This window comes from Porphyromonas pasteri (genome assembly GCF_014647755.1).
GTDB lineage: Bacteria > Bacteroidota > Bacteroidia > Bacteroidales > Porphyromonadaceae > Porphyromonas > Porphyromonas pasteri.
The window spans coordinates 13,112-32,177 of record NZ_BMPU01000006.1 but is presented as its reverse complement, the minus strand read 5'-3'; the positions used below and the strand labels follow the sequence as shown (position 1 = coordinate 32,177).

Sequence of the window (19,066 nt, the reverse complement as noted above, 5' to 3'; positions counted from 1 at the left end):
CGGAGTGTGATGCGGAGGCCTCGTTATGCGCCCGCCTTGGGAGTCCTGATAGTCCTCGAACTTATGTATCTTTGTGCGACAAAATGACAGACGGAAGATGAACGTAGATATTCAGCAGATCAAGCACCGCTTCGGTATCATCGGCACAAGCCCTCTACTCGACCACGCTATCCGCACGGCAGTGCAGGTGGCACCCACCGATATGTCGGTGCTGGTGATCGGTGAGAGTGGTGTCGGGAAGGAGAGCTTCCCGAAGATCATCCATCAGAATAGTATCCGCAAGCACGGCCCTTATATCGCTGTAAACTGTGGGGCTATCCCTGAGGGGACCATCGACTCCGAGCTCTTCGGTCACCTGAAGGGCTCGTTCACGGGCGCTATCACCGACCGCAAGGGGTACTTCCAAGAAGCCTCGGGCGGTACGATCTTCCTCGACGAAGTAGGGGAACTTCCCCTCTCGACGCAGGCCCGTCTCCTGCGTGTCCTCGAGACGGGGGAATTCATCCCCGTCGGGGCAAGCCAAGCCCAGAAGACCGATGTGCGCATCGTCGCTGCGACGAATGTGAACCTGCAGGAGGCTGTCGAGCGTGGCCGCTTCCGCGAAGACCTCCTCTTCCGTCTCAATACCGTACCCATCGAGGTGCCTCCCTTGCGTAGCCGTGTGCAGGATATCCCCCTGCTCTTCCGTCTCTTTGCTTCGATGAGCGCCGAGCGCTACCACATGCCTCCCCTGCGTCTGACACCCGAGGCCGCTAAGCTCCTCGAGGGCTATCGCTGGCCAGGGAATATCCGTGAGCTACGCAACTTCACCGACCGCATCAGCGTCCTTGAGGAGGAGCGTACCGTGACGGCAGAGACCGTCGCGCGCTACCTGCCACGGGATCTGGGCGTAGACTACCATCCTGCTCTTCGCCAGCAGGCCGTGCTCGGTGAGGACGCTACGTCCTTCGCCAACGAGCGTGAGATCCTCTATCAGGTGCTCTTCGATATGAAGAAGGATATGGCGGAGATGAAGAATCTCATCGCTGGGATCATGCGTGGTGAGGTGCCGGTCGCACAGCCCAAGGCTCACGGCGACTACACACCTACCGAGGTACATACTCCCAGCGCACACCCCACGACGCTCGCTGGCCGTGATGACTACCGCAACGTCCTCTCGAGTCCCTCGGGCTACGCTCCCGTGGAGGATGTCGTCGAGATCCCTGCTACCCCGCACGCTACGGGCCATCATGCCGAGGTCTCAGACTTCGAGGAGCAGCCCCTTTCGCTCGAGGAGGCAGAGCGTAGCCTGATACAGGCCGCACTCATTCGCCACGATGGTCGTCGCCGTCGTGCCGCCCAGGATCTCAAGATCTCCGAGCGTACCCTCTACCGCAAAATCAAGGAATATGGACTGGAAGAATAAGCTCCACCGCCGTGTCTTCGCCCTCATCGGGGCGCTCGTCCTCGTCATCGCAGGCTGCAAGATCAGCTACGGCCCCAATGGTGGTGCGCTTGACTATACCCAGCTCAAGACCATCACCATCGGTGAGGTCATCAATAAGGCGCCCATCGTCAACCCCATCCTCGCCTCCAGCTTCACCGAGAAGATCAAGGACTACTACGAGAGCCGTACGCGCCTCTCCCTCGTCCCGCAGGCGGGTGACCTCGAGCTTTACTGCACGATCACGGGCTACGACCTGACGCCTATGGCTGTCAGTCAGGATAACTTCGCCGAGCGCACGGTCTTCACCGTGACGGTGCAGGTGAAGTATGTCAACCACGTGAATGAGAAGGAGAGCTTCGAGCGTAGCTTCAAGGCCTACCGTGACTTCCCACGTAGCCAGCCCTTCGTCGCTGTGCAGGACGACCTGCTGCGTGAGATCATGGACGACCTCTTGAAGCAGATCTATAATGCTACGGTAGAGAACTGGTAGATGACACGCGACGAACTCTATAGCTACTTGGCTGATCCCAAGCGCCTCACCGCCGAGACGCTCGAGCCGATCCGTGCGCTCTATGAGTCCTATCCCTACTGCGCACCCTTCGCCTTTCTCTACCTATATAATCTCTCGCTGACGGGAGACGTGCGCTATGCCTCGGAGCTTCGCCGTCTCTCGGTGCTCCTGCCCGACCGGGAGCAACTCTTCCGCCTCGTCGAGGGGAATCGCCCCGCCTTCGTCGCAGCGACGCCCGATGTGCCTGCCGAAGCTGATGCCTTTGACCTCATCGATCACTTCCTCGATGGCGCACGCTCCTCAGGCGAAGATCTCCCCGAGGTGCTCCACTACGAAGGGATGGGGGAGAGTCAAGACTACTTCGCTGGCGAGACGGCAGAGCCACTTCCCGCGGAGGGACTCTCCGAGCTTCTCGAGCCACGCACCGCTCCCGTAGCCCCCTCCGTAGCCCCTTCGGCAGAGGAGCCTGCTGCTGAAGAACTCCTCTCGGAGACCCTCTCTAAGATCTATATTCAGCAGCAGCATTACGATAAGGCACTGAGGATTATCCGCTCTCTCAGTTTGAATTATCCAGAGAAAAATCGTTTCTTTGCAGACCAGATACGCTTCCTGGAGCGCCTGATAGAGAATAATAAAACCACAAATTAGTATAAGACATGTTCTACCTACTCACGGTACTGATCCTGATAGCATCCATCGCTCTGGTGCTGCTGGTGATCGTACAGAAGTCTAAGGGCGGTGGCCTGGCTTCACCCTTCGCTTCGACGAATAACATCATGGGGGTCCGTAAGACAACCGACGTACTGGAGAAGGCTACTTGGTGGCTCTTCGGTATCGTAGCCGTGCTCTGCATCGCCTCGTCGCACTTCCTCGGCACGGGTACGGATGCTGATTCTAAGACGCAGCAGGTCCTCGAGCAGAATGCCGCTAAGGGTGCTGCTCCTACGGCTCTGCCCGCCCTCGGTGGTGGTGCTGCTCCTCAGCAGGGTGCTCCTGCAGCAGCTCCCGCTCCTGCCACGGAAGCTCCTGCTCCCGCAGCTGCGCCTGCCAACTAAGTCCCCGTACACCTATATAATAGGCACGCCCCTCACCAGCTGAGGGGCGTGCCTATTTATTTATCACTACGGGAGATAGGTGGTATGGTTTTATTCCGTATCTTTGCACCCGATCTAATGCAACGAAGCAGAAGGTTCTAACAATTTTACCGATTTAAATGGCAACGAAAATCCGTTTACAGCGCCACGGTCGCAAGGCTTATGCCTTCTATAAGATCGTCGTCGCTGACAGTAGAGCGCCACGAGATGGCAAGTTTATTGAGAAGATTGGTACGTACAACCCCAACACCAATCCTGCCACAGTAGATTTGGACTTCGAGCGCGCTCTGTATTGGCTCACGACTGGTGCACAGCCTACCGACACGGCTCGTAGCATCCTCTCTCACGAAGGCGTTCTCCTGAAGAAGCACCTCCTCGGTGGTGTCGCTAAGGGCGCATTCGACCAGCAGGCCGCTGACGCTAAGTTCGAAGCATGGAAGTCTAAGAAGGATGGTGCCCTTGGCTCTATCCGTGAGACCCTGGCTAAAGACAAGGCTAACGCCGCTAAGGCTGCTCTGGAAGCCGAACAGGCTGCCAACAAGGCCAAGGCTGCTGCTGTAGCTGCTAAGAAGCTCGCCGAAGCTGAAGCTAAGGCTGCTGCTGAAGCTCCCGCTGAAGCCGAAGAGGCTCCTGCTCAGGAAGAAGCTGCTGCAGAATAGTCGACCGCTGCATCCTCGTAAGAGATGTCTCCGATAAAGAAATAGCGGACGCCTACCCATTACCTCACTTATGTGGGGTGATGCGGTGGGCGTCCGCTTCTTTGTCGTCTTATCCACCTTTATCCATCACTCACACTTAGTCCTCTGGCTGTGACGGCCGTCACAGCCACCTGTACAAACAAAGCGTATGAAGAAGTATTTACTTCGTCTCTTGGTACTGGCTCTCTTTGCCTTCGCCACCCCAGCCGTATGGGCCCAGGTGACGACCTCGGCGATCAACGGTACGATCACCGACCCTACTACCAAGGAGACTCTTATCGGCGCCAGCGTTGTCGCCAAGCACCTGCCTACCGGTACGACCTACGGCGCTATCACTAACGCCAAGGGGAACTTCAGCATCGTAGGTATGCGCCCAGGTGGTCCCTACACCCTCACTATCTCCTATATCGGCTATCAATCTACGAAGATCGAGAACGTCAACCTCGCTCTCGGTGAGACGGAGACCTTCAACATCGAGATGAAGGACGATACCAAGCAGCTCACCACGGTCGTCGTCACGGGGGCTAAGGGTAATAAGTTCAACTCTCAGAAGACTGGTGCTGGATCAGCCTTCTCTCGTAAGAACATCGAGCGTGTCCCTACCGTATCGCGTAGCATCATGGACATCGCTAAGCTCACGCCTCAGGCTAACGGTAATGGCTCCTTCGCTGGGGCTAACAGCCGCTTCAATAGCTTCCAGATCGACGGTGCTGTCAATAACGACGTCTTCGGTCTCGGCACCTCGGGTAAGAATGCTATCTCCCTCGAAGCTATCGACGCTCTGCAGGTCGTCATCGCTCCCTTTGACGTCCGTCAGTCGGGCTTCACGGGTGGCGGTATGAACGCTATCACGAAGTCGGGTACCAACACCTTCCACGGCTCGGTCTACGACTACTACTACAACCAGGACTTCTTCGGCACGACTGCTGGTAAGGACGTCAAGACCCGCAAGGCTCTCGACAAGCAGTATGAGAACACCGTCGGCTTCACGCTCGGTGGTCCTATCCTCCGCGACAAGCTCTTCTTCTTCGCTAACGGCGAATACGTCAAGGGTGTCCGTCCCTCGACCTTCACCCCAGGCAACGGCTCAGTCGTCCCCGAGGAAGATGCTAAGAAGATCGCTGACAAGCTCACGAGCCTCGGCTACAATGGTGGCGGCTACGCTACGCAGGATATCCCCAGCGAAACCTTCAAGGGGCTGGTCCGCCTTGACTGGAACATCAACTCCGCTCATCGCCTCACGCTGCGCTACAGCCACATCAACGATAAGCCCTACAATTTCTCGAACTCTCCTACGCGCCTGCGCTTCTACAACAACGGTTACCACAAGCACAGCGTCACCAATACCATCGTCGCTGAGCTGAACTCTAAGCTCACCGACAAGCTCTCCAACGAAGCTCGTGTCAGCTACAGCGGTATCCGCGACAAGCGCACCTACCTCGGTGGTGCCTTCCCCTTCGTCCTCATCAATGGTACGGCTGGTAAGGCTCGCTATCAGGTCCTCGCTGGGGTCGACAAGGATACGCCTGCTAACGAACTCGATCAGGACATCTTCTCTCTGACGGATAACCTGACGCTCGCGCTCGGCAACCACACGCTTACCTTCGGTACGCACAACGAGCTCTTCCGCATGCGTAACCTCTACCTCACGAACTACTACGGGAACTATGAGTACTCCACGCTCGATGACTTCCTCGCTATCGGTACGGCTAATGAGGTAGCTCCTAAGTCTTACGGCTACTCTGCCGCTGACGTCTCTCGCACGGGCGACGCTCGCTGGGCTCCCCGCTTCCGCGCTGGTCAGCTGGGCTTCTACGCTCAGGATGAGTGGAAGGCTACCGATCACCTCCGCCTGACTTACGGTCTGCGTGTTGATATGCCCTTCTTCCTCGACCGTCCTACCGCTAACCCCGACTTCAATAGCTCTGCTGTAGCTAAGGAATACGGTGTCACGAACAACTACCTGCCTCCTATCCGTCCGCTCTTCTCGCCACGTGTAGGCTTCCGCTACGATGTCGACGCTGATAGTCGCTACGTCATCCGTGGGGGTACGGGTATCTTCACCGGTCGTGTGCCCTTCGTATGGATCGCCAATAGCTTCTCCAATAGCGGTATGGAATACCTCCGTACGGCTGTCCTCGGTGCGAACGTCCCCACCATGCGCTTCAACGCTGATGTCAACCATCAGTTCACGCAGCCTGGTAAGACGACAGAGATCGATATGGTCGGTACGAACTTCCGCTATCCTCAGGTATGGCGCTCGAACCTCGCTTTCGATGCTAAGCTCCCCGGTGGTTTCCGTGCTTCGCTCGAAGGGATGTACACGCGCAACCTCAATAGCGTACGCTACCGCAACCTCCTCCTCCGTCCCGATGGTACGCTCGACCATGGCAATGGTCAGGTCCGTCCTGTCTACAAGATCGATGCTGCGCTCGCTCAGCAGTACACGAATCTGATCCTCCTCTCGAGCAACAACCTCGGCTATAGCTACAACCTCACCGCTACGCTGTCGAAGGACTTCGGCCACGGCCTCGATGCTTCGATCGCCTATACCTTCGGTGAGGCTAAGGCTGGCAACGACGGTACGAGCTCGCAGGCTGCTTCGAACTGGGGCTACAACTACTCGAACGATATCAACGGCGAGGAGCTGTCTTACTCCAACTTCGATATGCGTCACCGCATCATCGGTCAGCTCAACTACCGCGTAGAGTATGCTAAGCACTTCGCTACGACCATCGGTATCATCTACAACGGGCAGTCGGGTGGTCGCTACTCGATCCTCTACTACGGTGACGCTAACGGCGACGCTCGTACGATCCCTGGTCTGCGCAATGACCTCGCTTACATCCCCACGAAGGACGAAGTCGCTAACGGCTACTTCACCGCTTCGATCGCTAACAAGCCCGGCGAATCTCCTGCTGACCGTGCTCTCCGCCAGGCTCAGGCCAACAAGGAGATGGCAGAAAGCTTCGAGCAGTTCATCGCCAGCAGCGGTGACCTCGCTCAGCAGCGTGGCCGCATCGCTCCTCGCAATGCCTTCATGTCTGAGTTCGTCCACAAGTTCGACCTCCACTTCGCTCAGGACTTCTTCCTCAACATCGGTGGTCGTCGTCACACGCTCCAGCTCAATGCCGATATCATCAACCTCGGCAACCTGCTGAATCGTGGCTGGGGTATGAGCCCATACATCCAGTACGACAACATTACCCCCATTGCGATCTCTACCGACCGCGCTACGGGCAATACGGTCTACAGCTTCACGCACCACCGCAGCACGCCTTGGGATTACTCCGACATCAACTCTCGCTGGAGAGCTCAGGTCGGTGTGAAGTACACCTTCTAATCGTGACGTAGTCCTGGCGACTACTCTACGCGAAAAAGCCTCGGGGCACCTCCCTCCACTTCGGTGGAGAGGGGTGCCCCGAGGCCTTTCTGTTTTGTGGGGATTAGTTTAGTTTCTCCCACCAGTCGTCGGTGGTGAAGGTGCTGTCGGTGTAGTGGACGACGTCGCCAAGGCGAGGCATCAGGATGGGGAAGCCCTTCTCATCGCGCAGGCGCTTAGCGTTCTGTAGTGGCTCTTTCCAGGGGTGCATCGCCAGGGCGAACTTCGCATGATGCACCGTGAGGAAGCGCTTAGCGCCGAGGGCTTGCATCGTCTCACCGAGGTGCTCGGGGAGCATGTGGATGCCGCTCCAGTTCTCCTTGTTGTACTGCCCGTTCTCGAGGATAGCCAGATCCAGTTGGGGGAACTGCTTCCCGATCTCGGCATAGTGTGGGCCGAAGCCGCCATCACCACCGACGTAGACCGAGTGCTTCGGGCCCTGCAGGACGAAGGAGGCCCATAGCGACTGGGCATGCGTGAGACCTCGGCCGGAGAAGTGCTGCGTGGGGAGGCAGTGTACGCGCCCACCCTCTGCCGTCGGGGTGCTTTCGCCCCAGTCCAGCTCTACGATCTGGTCGGGACGGTAGCCCCAGCGCTCGAGGTGCGCCCCGACGCCAAGTCCTGTGTAGACCTTGCGCACACGGCTCTGCAGCTCCTTAGCTACGTGGTAGTCGAGATGATCCCAGTGGTCGTGGCTGATGACGAGGTAGTCGATCTCGGGGAGGTCAGCGACGTCGAAGACCTGCGTGCCCTTGAAGAAGGCGTTGGAGATGCCGAAGGGTGCGCCCTCGACGAAGACGGGGTCGATGAGGTAGCGCACGCCGTCCATCTGCAGGAGGTAGCCCGAGTGGCCGAACCATACGATGAGGTCCTCCGAGCGGTCGAGCTTCTTCAGGTCGTGGCGCACCACGGGGATGCTGTCGACAGGGCGGATATCATCGGGGCGATCAAAGAGGAACTTCCAGAGGATCTTGATGCGGTCGCCCATAGAGCTGGTCTGCATAGCTTGGGGCATAGGGTAGCGATTTTGGAAGCGCCCGTCACGATAGTTCGGCGAGTGCTGGATGCGCTCCAGTCGTGCACCCGAGGGGAGCGCTCCGAAGGAAGGGCTGTGGAGGACGAGGTAGCCGATGCCGAAGAGGACGGCGACGATGATACCGAGGGTAATGAGGAGTGTCATAAGGCGGCGCTTGATTTTACTCATAGGAGCACACGTATATATGTATGGATAAAATGGCTTCGTAGCGAATGTTCCTTCATAACGCTCACGTGGGGATAATTGTTCCTGCATCCCCTTTGTCTGTCGATCCAATATATAGGTATATGGATGTGTGGGGTAGAGCTATATAGCTTTGGACTGCTTCCTATATAGCTTTGTGACGTGACCTATATGAGGATGTTGCTCCTCGTAGGGATAAAAGTTGTGGACGAGTGGCAGATAAGTTTGAGCTACGTACGTGGCTCTAATATCTACGTGCGTGGATATTTGGATTTACGTACCTGGTCTTTAAGACTACGTGCATAGATAGAAGAATACCACTGCGGGAAGGTGCTTTTTCCTTCACGAGAAAGATGCTTTTCCTTCCGCTGAATAAGAGGAATACTCGCGATAAGGCGAAGGGTTTGTGTATCACTTCGGAGAGGTATATCGGAGAGCTGGGCGTGCGATGCCTTAGCATTCCAAATAGAGTACAAGACTCGTGGCGACAGTCTCCTATAAGGGGGTGCTTCAAACCACTATTGGTCGGTGGGTGAACCTATATAGGTCGACGCGGTGACCTATATAGCTTGGAGGGCTGACCTATATAGGTTCGTTTGTGGACGTCAGGAGAGGAGGGCGCCGACTCATAAAAATAGAGTAGAAAAGGATCGCCGCACGTCTCGATGACTACCTATATATAGCTATTTTTCATCAATAGGACTCATTTGCCTCAGCCGTGATGTACCTTTGTATCGCCCTCTTGATGAGGCAAGAAGTGGCTCCTCTGCTCGTGGATTGAGTAGGGGGGGCCTACTTATCATATAAATAGAATGATTCATCGTAAATAGAATGATTCATCGTAAGTTACTCCTTACGCTTGGCCTCGGCTGTCACAGCTTCTTGGCTATGGCACAGAGTCCCAGTGTGCACGGGACACAGCAACCCGATCACGAGCTCCAGGACGTCGTCGTAGTAGGCTCACGTATACCGGAGATCAAGCAGCGCGCCGCTGCAAGTATCACGATTATTCCCGAGCGAGATATTCGGGAGATGAGCCAGATCTTGCCTGATATGCAGGCTATCGTTGGCTACTTCATCCCTGGAGTGCCTCCTACGGGCAACAATGTGAACGAGCGCTACAACACCCTGCGTGGGCGTAGCATCCTCGTCCTTATTGACGGTATCCCCCAGTCTACGCCCCTGCGAGCCACGAGTCGTGACCTCCGCTCCATCGACCCTGCTGCGGTAGAGCGTATCGAGGTTATCAAGGGGGCTACCGCCATCTTCGGTAATGGTGCCAACGGGGGGATTATCAACATTGTCACCAAGCAGAATAAAGAGAAACGTCCCTTCGGCGGGCAGTCTCAGCTGAGCTATACGGATCACAATTTCTTCAAGAGCTCAGAGAAGACGGCGGGCTATCGTCTCTCGCAGCAAGTCTACGGGCAGGCTGGCTCCTTGAGTTACCTCGTCGATGGTGTCTACCAGCATACGGGATCGGCTATTGCCGCCAATGGCGTCTATCTCTCGCCTCGCTATGGGCTCGGAGATACGCGTACGATCAACACTTTGGCGAAGTTAGGCTACCGCTTCAACGACCGTACGCAGCTGGAGCTGATGTACAACTTCTTCCGCACAGAGCAGGATGGTCCTTTAGTGGCTTCGGGCGGGAAGTACTTGGTCTCGCCTCGTATCGGCGTCCCAGGGACCCAGCCTGCTGAAGCGATGCCTGAGGGTCTGCCCTACAACCATAATGCGTATCTCAAGCTAAGCTCTCGCGAAGTCTTCGCTCAGACTGACCTCGAAGTCTCGCTCTTCGGGCGCAGCATCAAGTCGGTCGCTGACTATCGCAAGCACAATCCGAAGAGTCCGCGCTGGGAAGAGACCAGCGGTCAGGCGGTTACCAAGGCGTCGCAGGGGGGGGCGCGTGCTCAGCTCCTTTCACGTCTCACCCCTTCGTCACAGCTGAATCTTCAGCTGCTCTATGGGGCGGACTTCCTCTTAGATCAGACAAGTCAGCCTCTGGTCGATGGTCGCTACTGGGTGCCTAAGATGACTTCGGTGAACTATGCTCCCTTCGTGCAGGGTAAGGCGGTGCTGTCTGACCTGCTGACTGTCAAGGCTGGAGCGCGCTACGACTGGATCGATGTCCACGTCCCTGACTATACCGTCCTGCGTGCCAAGAAGACGGATCCCCTCGTGCAGGTCGCTGGAGGTACGCTCGGCTACCGCAACCTCTCGCTCAATGTGGGCGCGACGTACAACGGGCTCAAGGCCTTCCAGCCCTTTGTCTCTTACTCTGAGGGCTTCTCTATCTATGACCTCGGGCGTACCCTTCGCTCGGCTAAGGCTGATGCACTCTCAAAGATCGAGACCGATCCAGTGCGTACGCACAATTATGAGGCAGGCTTCTATTCGCATCTTTCCGATCTCTTCGGGGAAGGTACGCGCTTAGACCTGCAGGGGGCCTTCTACTATACTTATGCAGCTCTGGGGAGTGATCTCATCAGTCAGAATGGCTTCTGGGTAGTTGACCGCTCTCCACAGCGTATCTATGGTATGGAGCTGAGTGCAGAAGCTACGCTGAGTCCGAAGCTCTCACTGGGTGCGACCTTCTCCGCTCTGGAGGGGCGTAAGCGTCTCGCTGATGGCTCGTGGAATGGCTATATGTCGGGGCAGTCTATTCCTCCGCTCAAGCTCACGGCTCACGTCAGCTATCGTCCCATCAAGGATCTGTCGCTACGTCTCTTTGCTCTGCATACGGGTAGCCGTGATCGCTTTGCTCCCAAGACGAATCCTACTACGAATGAGAGCCAATACGCCGAGGGTGAAGGGGTGGTCAAGCCCATCTCGCTGCTCTCCCTCCAGGGGGCTTATCGTCTCGGTGCCTTCACGGTGGGGCTCGGTGTCGAGAACCTGCTGAATACTACCTATTACCCCATCCAGTCTCAGCTCGTAGCACGCGATGCGGAGTATACGCAGGGCAATGGGCGTATGGTCACACTCTCGCTGAGCTACCGCTATTAGTCGGCGATAGTGCCTCCCGCTTATGAGCGGGGAATCGGGCAATCGTAGGTCGGTCTCTTCCGTCCTGCGGTTGCCCGACTTGTTTCGTGGTACTGCCAGTGTAGTAGGGTGGTGCAATCGACTACTTATTGGGGTGGTGAACCACTACTGCTTTGAATACGAATATCTATTTGAACGGTGGAGGGGACGTATATTGCATCGCGTGACTCCTGCCTCGCACGCTGTGCTGGTGCTTGGGTGGATGGAAGCGTTTGCGTTGCGTAAAAGAGCTGTATATATTGTATAGATATAGGTCGCAATTGGGGTGATGAAAATGCGAAGCCCCCGAAGAAGATGAGAGATTCCTACATAGGGGCTGAGACATTTCTCAAGGAATAACCATTGTCTATATAGGAATAGACTGCTTACATCTTGGGTTGTTAATAATTTTATATCTTTGTAATGTTTAAACAGGTGAGGTGGCTTCCCTTTAGAGGGAGGATCCATTGAGTCTACGACCCACTGAATCTAATGCCATCTTGCTCCCAGAGGGCTATTTACGAAGCCTTAGCATACTGCTTCAGCCCTCGTCAAGACAAGTAACATGACAACTCCTAATTAGAATGTATATATGAAGAAACTTTCTTTGGTTCTTTGCGCTACGATGCTTGCTGGCATTGGTAGCAAGGCTATGGCTCAGGTACAGGATGTTAGCTTCACGGTCGCACCCGTAGTAGGCTACACCCACTGGGACAACAAGCTTAACCTCGGTGACTCACCCTTCTGGGGTGTGCGCGCTGGCTTCGGCTTCGGCCCCCTCGTTGAGATCCGTGGGATCTATGAGCGCAGCTTTGACCTCAAGGGCAAGCTCAAGAACAACTCCTCGACGCCCTCATGGCTCCTCAACTGGGCTGACAAGCTCGAAGACTCTAACGTAGACATCAAGCGCTACGGTGGTGAGCTGAAGCTCAACCTTTGGTCTAACGCCTTCGTTACTCCTTACCTCACCGCAGGTGGTGGTATCATGGAGTTCGGCTACACGGCTACGCCCGTCGGTGGTGCAGCTACGAGCTACAAGGAAAAGCAGATCTACGGCGCTGGTGGTGTCGGTCTGAAGTTCAACATGGGCCGTCGCGTATCCCTCTCGCTCGAAGGTAAGGACCTTATCTTCAACGTCAACCCAAGCAACCGCTACCTCGCTTCTGCCGCTAACGGCGGTGAGCAGCTCCACAACTGGACGGGTCAGGCTTCGCTTGACATCTACTTCGGTGGCACGAACTACGACTCTGGCGATGCGATCTCTCGCGCGTACCGTAATATGTACTCCGATGGCTTCCGTGGCGTTAAGTTCGTCCTCGAGCCCGGTGTCGCTTACGTAGACTATCCCTCTGCTTCGGGTCTTGAGCCTCAGTGGTTCCTCGGTGGTTCTGCAGGGTTTGACCTCTCGTCGATCTTCGGTATCCGTGGGTTCTACTACTCAGCTACGAAGACTCCTGGTACGCTCGACTTCAACCTGAACAACGAGCTCCGCATGTACGGGGGTAACTTCATCGCTCGTCTGAACATGCCTCGCGGTCTGACGCCTTACCTCAACCTCGGTGCTGGTTATCGCGAAGTCACGGGTAAGTTCACGCCTACCGTCACGGGTGCTACGCCTAAGAGCGGCCTCTTCCTCTTCGGTGGTGGTGGTCTTGAGATCCCCCTCTTCAAGTATGTCGCTCTCTATGGTAGCGTCAACGCTATGCTGAGCGAGCAGGAAAATCCTGCTATCACGAGCGTCACCGACCCTGCTGACGTGAAGGTCAATGCCTTCTATCAGGCTGGTGTCCGCTTCAACTTCGGTCGCTCTAACCGCGATGGTCGTGAGCTCTACCAGAGCTACAGCGATGCTCAGACGCGCTCTGAAGTCGCTCGCCTGCAGGAATCCAACCTTGAGGAAATGAACGCTCTGCGTGCTGACTACGACGCTCGTATCAAGAAGCTCAACGCTCAGCGTGCTGACTACGATGCTCGTATCAAGAAGCTCAACGAAGAGCTGGCTGATGCAGTCTCTCGCCGCGACACCGTCACGGTGACCCGCGTACTGCGTGAGAAGAACGAAGTAGCTGACCGCATCACGCACGTCGACAACCAGACGACTCAGGTCGCTACGCAGTCTGCTCAGCAGGGCCGTACGGTCACGCTGACCAAGGCTCAGTTCGACGCTCTCGTCAACCAGGTCGTCAGCGACCTCAAGCGTGAGAAGGGCTCACAGGTATCTGTATCTGATGTCACGGGTAGCAACCTCTCTGACCTCGATAAGATCCTCCTGCTGAACGCTCTCTATCGTAGCCCCTACGCTGCTCCTAACTTCCTCGGCCAGCCCGTACAGGCTCAGCCTCAGGTACAGCAGAGCCAGGACGCCTCTAAGGTAGACCCCAACATCGCTCTCGTCAAGCGCCTCGACCAGGTCATCGACCGCCTCGATGCTATCAACACGACGCAGGCTCAGCAGATCACTGGTGCTCAGCAGTCGGGTAAGTCCAGCGATGACATCCGCCTCATCGAGCAGTATCTGCAGAATGAGCAGAACCGTCGCGACCGCGTCATCGTCGCTGGTCAGAACGAGAAGGATGAAGTCTACGCTAAGGAAGTCAAGGTAAAGCCTGCTAAGGAAACGCTGAAGTTCAACCGTGCTGCCCTCTTCGTAGGTCCTAACTTCGGTGATCAGTCCGGTGTCAACGTAGGCGCTCGCGGCTACATGCAGATCCTCGACTCGCAGTTCGACTTCGCTCCCGATGCTTATGTAACCTTCGGTAAGAAGACGGGCTTCGGTCTGAACGCTAACATCCTCTACAACCTGCCTACCGTCCTCGACGGGGCTATCACGCCTTACCTCGGTGTCGGTCTGGGTGTCAATAGCATCGGTGGTGTATCACGCTTCCTCCCCAACTTTGTCGTCGGTACGTCCCTCGGCAACGTCCTCGGTGGTCATGTCTTCGTTGACTACACCGCTCGTGGTGCCTTCCGCAACAACCAGTTGGCTGTAGGCTATCGCTTCAACTTCTAAGAGACATGCGTCCTATGAAGTCCCTCCTCCTTGCTCTCTCCCTCTTCTCTGTTAGCTCTGTCGCCCTGGCACAGAGCGCAGGGCAGAGCGTGAGTCAGCCTCTCACTGCGGCCGACACGCTCATCACCCTCTCTGAGGAAGATCTGATGCGTGCCGTGCGTGCTGTCGCCGAAGCTCGTATCGCATCGGAGAGCCAGCAGCAGACCAAGCAGACGACCTACGGCCTCACGGCCGAAGACCTCCGTCTGGTGAAGCTGCAGATGCTCCTCAGTGCCCTCGGTCTCGGTGGTGTAGCACCCGTCCAGCAGCCCATGCCCTACGCACCTGCTGGTAGCGTGAACTATACCTACGCACCCCAAGCTGCGCCCCAGGTACAGCCTCAGGTGAGCAATAGCCGTCTCGACCGCCTCGAGCAGCTGATGCTCCTCCTCCTGCAGCGCCGTGACTCGGACCGCGATGCTATCGTCCTGCCCGCTCGCTCTAAGGGCCAGAAGCAGACGATCATCCGGCAGCCCGTCGTAGATAATAGCTCGAGCGACTCGCTCCTGCGCGAGCTCCAGCAGGAGCTCGCAGCTCTGCGTGCCGCTCAGCAGGCTCAGCCCGCACAGCAGCCTCAGGTGATCATCCAGCAGCCCGCTCCCACGGTGATCCAGCAGCCCGCTCCTACGGTCATTCAGCAGCCCCTGCAGCCCGAGGTGCAGACGAAGACAGAGGTCCGCACGGACACGGTCGTCGTCTCCTACTTCAAGCGTCAGGTCTTCTTCGCCGTAGGTAAGAGCGATCTGCTCCCCGAAGCACGCCTCGCACTCAATGAAGTCTATCGCGTCCTCGCAGGCGATCCCGATATGAAGCTCTACCTCACGGGCTACGCTTCCCCCGAAGGGAATGCCCTCGTGAACGAGCGTCTCTCGCAGCGCCGTAGTCAGGCTGTCCTTGACTACCTCATCGCTTGCGGTATATCGCCTGATCGCCTCATCAGCATCGCTGGTGGTGTCGATCGCAATACCGACCTCAAGAGCAGCGCTCGACGTGTCGACATTGAGCTGAAGAAGTAAGCCCATCGGCACGCTATCCACATAGCAAGAAGCCCCATCTATCCCGCTGATAGATGGGGCTTTTTCGTTATCTTTGAGGAGAATATGCCCTGCAGGTGAGTGCTAAGGCATCTCGTCTATAGGGGGCTGTCCTCCCAAGTTTCATTTATCGTCCATGCATCATCAGACACGCTCGCTCCTGGCGGGCCTCCTGCTCAGCCTCGTACTGGTAGGCTGCTCCTCGGCGGGTCTTGGTCGCTCAAAGAGCCTTGACCCGATCGACTATGTAGACCCCTACATAGGGAATATTAGCCATCTCCTTGTGCCCACCTTCCCCACAGTGCATCTGCCTAATGGGATGATGCGTGTGCATCCGCAGCGTACGGACTATGCCTCTGAGCAGATCGCAGGCCTCCCGGTGATCCTGACGTCGCACCGTGGTGTGTCGGCCTTCGCTATCAGTCCGCTGAGTGCCCTCGCCGATAGCCTCCCCGAGGTGTCACGCTATAGCTACGATAGCGAGAGCGTCCGTCCCTACCTCTATGAGGTGACCTTGCTGGAGCCCGAGGTGCGTGTGCGCTATGCTCCCTCGTACCGCAGTGCGATCTATCAGTTCAACTTCGAGCGGGCTAAGGCAGGCCATCACCTTGTCTTCTCTACGCCCGATGGGGAGCTCGTCGCTTCGGGGAAGAACCTCTTCGGCTACCAGCAGCTCGAGGACTCTACGCGTGTCTATCTCTATGCTGAGATGGATGCAGAGCCCACGGAGCGCCTCGTCCGTGATACGCTCACGGGCCGCCTCGCGACGGTCGATGGCGTGGCACGTGGCAATACCCTCTGCCTCTCCTTCGCTAAGCAGGGCGTGACCCTCCGCTACGGCGTGTCATACATCAGCGTTGAGCAGGCTAAGCGCAACGTCGAGCAGGAGATCCAGTCCTTCGAGGTCGATATCGTCGCTAAGTACGGGCGCAACGAGTGGTCTAAGGCCCTGGATAAGGTCGAGATCGAGGGCGGTACTCCTGAGGAGCGCCGTGTCTTCTACACCTCCCTCTACCGCACCTATGAGCGTATGATCTGCCTCTCGGAGGACGGCCACTACTGGAGTGGCTTCGACAAGAAGGTCCACGATGACGAGGGCGTACCCTTCTACACCGACGACTGGCTGTGGGATACCTACCGCGCTGCGCACCCCTTACGCATCCTCCTCGACCCTGTGAAGGAGCAGCAGATGCTCACGAGCTACCTCCGTATGGCCGAGCAGAGCCCCGAGGGATGGCTGCCTACCTTCCCCGAAGTCACGGGTGACACGCACCGCATGAACGGCTCGCATACCATCGCCACCTTCGCTGATGCCTATGCTAAGGGGCTCTCGGGCTTCAACCTGAGTGCTGCTTACCAAGCAGCGAAGAAGACGATGGCGGAGAAGTCTTACCTGCCCTGGACACGCCGCCCCAAGGGGGTACTCTCGGAGTTTATGGATAAGGAAGGCTACTTCCCAGGTCTGGATATCGGGGAGAAGGAGACCGTCCCCGAGGTGACGCTGTGGGAGAAGCGTCAGAGTGTCGCCGTCAGCCTCGCTGCTGCTTACGACTATTGGTGCCTCTCGCAGCTGGCGAAGTTCTCCGGCCACGACGTGGAGAGTGCGGACTACCTGCGTCGCTCCTACGACTACCGCAAGCTCTTCAATTACGATACGGGCTTCTTCCACCCCAAGAATAAGAAGGGTCGCTTCATCGAGCCCTTCAACTATGAGCTCTCTGGTGGCCTCGGTGCACGTGACTACTACGATGAGAACAATGCCTACACCTACCGCTGGGACGTACAGCACAACCCCGCTGACCTCATCTATCTGATGGGCGGTCGCGAGCGCTTCATCGCGCGTCTGGACGAGACCCTGCGCACACCACTCAGCATGTCGAAGTGGGAGTTCTACAGCAAACTCCCCGACCAGACGGGGAACGTCGGGCAGTTCGCTATGTCGAACGAGCCCAGCCTCCACATCCCCTATCTCTACAACTACGCTGGTGCTCCCTGGCGCACGCAGCGTCTGGTGCGTAAGCTTATCGACACCTGGTTCCGTGGCGACCTGATGGGTATGCCTGGTGACGAAGACGGTGGTGGTATGACAGCCTTCGTGGTCTTCTCTATGATGGGTATCTACCCCGTGACCCCTGGGATACCTGTGTACAACATCGGTACGCCCTTCTTCTCGAAGGTGACACTGCGTCTGGCTTCGGGGCGCACCTTCGTCATCGAGGCGGAAGGCGCTTCCTCGGAGAACAAGTACATCCAGAAGGCTACGCTCAACGGCAAGCCCCTCGATCGCCCTTGGATTCGCCACAGCGATCTGGCTGCCGGTGGCAAGCTCGTCTTCACCATGGGCTCTCGCCCCAATAAGAGCTGGGGTGCGACTACGCCTCCTCCCTCTGCGGAGCGCGTCGAGCTGACGGAATAGACCGCGCACTGCTCTTAAAAAGTCATACCGCTCCCCCGCCTCGTGCCACAGCTGCACGGGGTGGGGGAGCGATCGTTTATTTGCCTCACTCACACGATACTCCGTGCGCGAGAAGGCGTAACTCAGAATGCCCCCTTTGGGAGGTCTTTGGGTGAACCAGTACTGGTCGACGAAGTGACCAGTACTGGTAACTAATATCGACCAGTACTGCTTCGCATCGTGACCACTACTGGTCCGATCGCTGACCAGTAGTAGTTCGCCTACCGACCAATATGGGTTCGTGCCACCCTTCACTATAAGGATGGAGAATGCGGCTCCCAAGCGTGACGAATAGAGATACGAAAGCGGGCTCAGATGACTATCATCTGAGCCCGCTTTATCGTGTCGTGTAAATGCTACGCCTTAGCAGCGGCCTGCGCCTGATGCTCCTCGAGGAGGCGCGTCAGTGTGACGAAGTCCTCGACACCGAGCTGCTCGGGGCGCTTGGAGAAGATCTCTGACGTGTAGCCCGCGTAGTCGGCTCCGAAGAGCGCCTTGAGTGAGTTGCGCAGGGTCTTACGACGCTGGTTGAAGCCCGTCTTGATGACCTGCTTGAAGAGGGCTTCGGAGCAGCCGAGGTCGGTGCGCTCATTGCGGATGAGGCGGATGACGCCACTCTTGACCTTGGGGGGCGGGTTGAAGACGTGCTCATCGACGGTGAAGAGGTACTCTACATCATACCATGCCTGCAGGAGGACGCTCAGGATGCCGTAGTCCTTGTTGCCTGGAGGAGACGCCAGACGCTGGGCGACCTCACGCTGGAGCATACCGGCGCAGCAAGGGATGCGCTCGCGGTAGTCGAGCATACGGAAGAAGATCTGCGAGGAGATGTTGTAGGGGTAGTTGCCGATGAGGGCGAAGGGGGTGTCGCCAGGGAAGTAGTCTTCGATGGGGATCTTGAGGAAGTCACCCTCGATGATGCGCCCCTCGAGCGCGGGGAAATGCGCCTTGAGGTAGGCTACTGACTCGGTGTCGATCTCGATGACGTGCGTGTCGTAGCCCTTCTCCAGGAGGAATTGGGTCAGTACTCCCATGCCAGGACCGATCTCAAGTACAGGCAGATCGCGGTGGCTGGAGATGCTGTCGGCGATGCGCTCGGCGATAGAGAGATCGGTGAGAAAATGTTGGCCTAACGCCTTCTTGGCTTTAACTTGCTGCATGGGAGATAACT

At 57.1% G+C, this 19,066-nt stretch carries 12 protein-coding genes; 10 read left to right on the top strand and 2 right to left on the bottom strand.

Annotation, left to right across the window (positions count from 1 at the left end):
• Positions 1–97: 97 nt before the first annotated feature.
• The 6 genes from IEX77_RS08115 to IEX77_RS08090 all read left to right on the top strand — a co-directional run bounded on the left by IEX77_RS08115 (position 98) and on the right by IEX77_RS08090 (position 7,072).
• Positions 98–1,405, top strand: coding sequence for a sigma-54-dependent transcriptional regulator (locus IEX77_RS08115; protein WP_188808478.1), 1,308 nt, complete (start codon positions 98–100; stop codon positions 1,403–1,405).
• Positions 1,389–1,916, top strand: a complete 528-nt coding sequence (gene lptE, locus IEX77_RS08110) for an LPS assembly lipoprotein LptE (protein WP_188808477.1) — start codon at positions 1,389–1,391, stop codon at positions 1,914–1,916. Before IEX77_RS08115 ends, lptE begins: the two co-directional genes overlap by 17 nt.
• Positions 1,917–2,585, top strand: coding sequence for a DUF8458 domain-containing protein (locus IEX77_RS08105; RefSeq protein WP_188808476.1), 669 nt, complete (start codon positions 1,917–1,919; stop codon positions 2,583–2,585).
• A gap of 8 nt (positions 2,586–2,593) precedes the next feature.
• Positions 2,594–2,992 (top strand): preprotein translocase subunit SecG, encoded by a 399-nt coding sequence (gene secG / locus IEX77_RS08100; protein WP_188808475.1) that lies wholly within the window; start codon positions 2,594–2,596, stop codon positions 2,990–2,992.
• Positions 2,993–3,150: 158 nt separating this feature from the next.
• Positions 3,151–3,690 (top strand): 30S ribosomal protein S16, encoded by a 540-nt coding sequence (locus IEX77_RS08095; RefSeq protein ID WP_009433396.1) that lies wholly within the window; start codon positions 3,151–3,153, stop codon positions 3,688–3,690.
• A gap of 187 nt (positions 3,691–3,877) precedes the next feature.
• Entirely contained in the window at positions 3,878–7,072 is a 3,195-nt protein-coding gene (locus tag IEX77_RS08090) for a TonB-dependent receptor (RefSeq protein WP_188808474.1), read from the top strand.
• A gap of 103 nt (positions 7,073–7,175) precedes the next feature.
• On the opposite strand, the gene IEX77_RS08085 is transcribed toward IEX77_RS08090, so the two are convergent.
• Positions 7,176–8,315 (bottom strand): MBL fold metallo-hydrolase, encoded by a 1,140-nt coding sequence (locus IEX77_RS08085; protein WP_188808473.1) that lies wholly within the window; start codon positions 8,313–8,315, stop codon positions 7,176–7,178.
• Positions 8,316–9,161: 846 nt separating this feature from the next.
• Between IEX77_RS08085 and IEX77_RS08080 the strand changes: the two genes are divergently transcribed.
• The 4 genes from IEX77_RS08080 (at position 9,162) to IEX77_RS08065 (ending at position 17,856) form a co-directional block, all read left to right on the top strand.
• Complete coding sequence (locus IEX77_RS08080) at positions 9,162–11,339, top strand: TonB-dependent receptor (protein ID WP_060935016.1); 2,178 nt, start codon at positions 9,162–9,164, stop codon at positions 11,337–11,339.
• A gap of 610 nt (positions 11,340–11,949) precedes the next feature.
• On the top strand, positions 11,950–14,367 hold the full coding sequence (locus tag IEX77_RS08075; protein ID WP_188808472.1) for a hypothetical protein: 2,418 nt from the start codon (positions 11,950–11,952) through the stop codon (positions 14,365–14,367).
• Between the two features lie 14 nt (positions 14,368–14,381).
• Entirely contained in the window at positions 14,382–15,422 is a 1,041-nt protein-coding gene (locus tag IEX77_RS08070) for an OmpA family protein (RefSeq protein ID WP_188808471.1), read from the top strand.
• Positions 15,423–15,576: 154 nt separating this feature from the next.
• Positions 15,577–17,856: a GH92 family glycosyl hydrolase gene (locus tag IEX77_RS08065; RefSeq protein ID WP_188808470.1), complete on the top strand. Its 2,280-nt coding sequence runs from the start codon at positions 15,577–15,579 to the stop codon at positions 17,854–17,856.
• Between the two features lie 395 nt (positions 17,857–18,251).
• Here the strand turns inward: IEX77_RS08065 and rsmA are convergent, their stop codons facing one another.
• Positions 18,252–19,055 (bottom strand): 16S rRNA (adenine(1518)-N(6)/adenine(1519)-N(6))-dimethyltransferase RsmA, encoded by an 804-nt coding sequence (gene rsmA / locus IEX77_RS08060; protein ID WP_188808469.1) that lies wholly within the window; start codon positions 19,053–19,055, stop codon positions 18,252–18,254.
• Between the last annotated feature and the right edge of the window lie 11 nt (positions 19,056–19,066).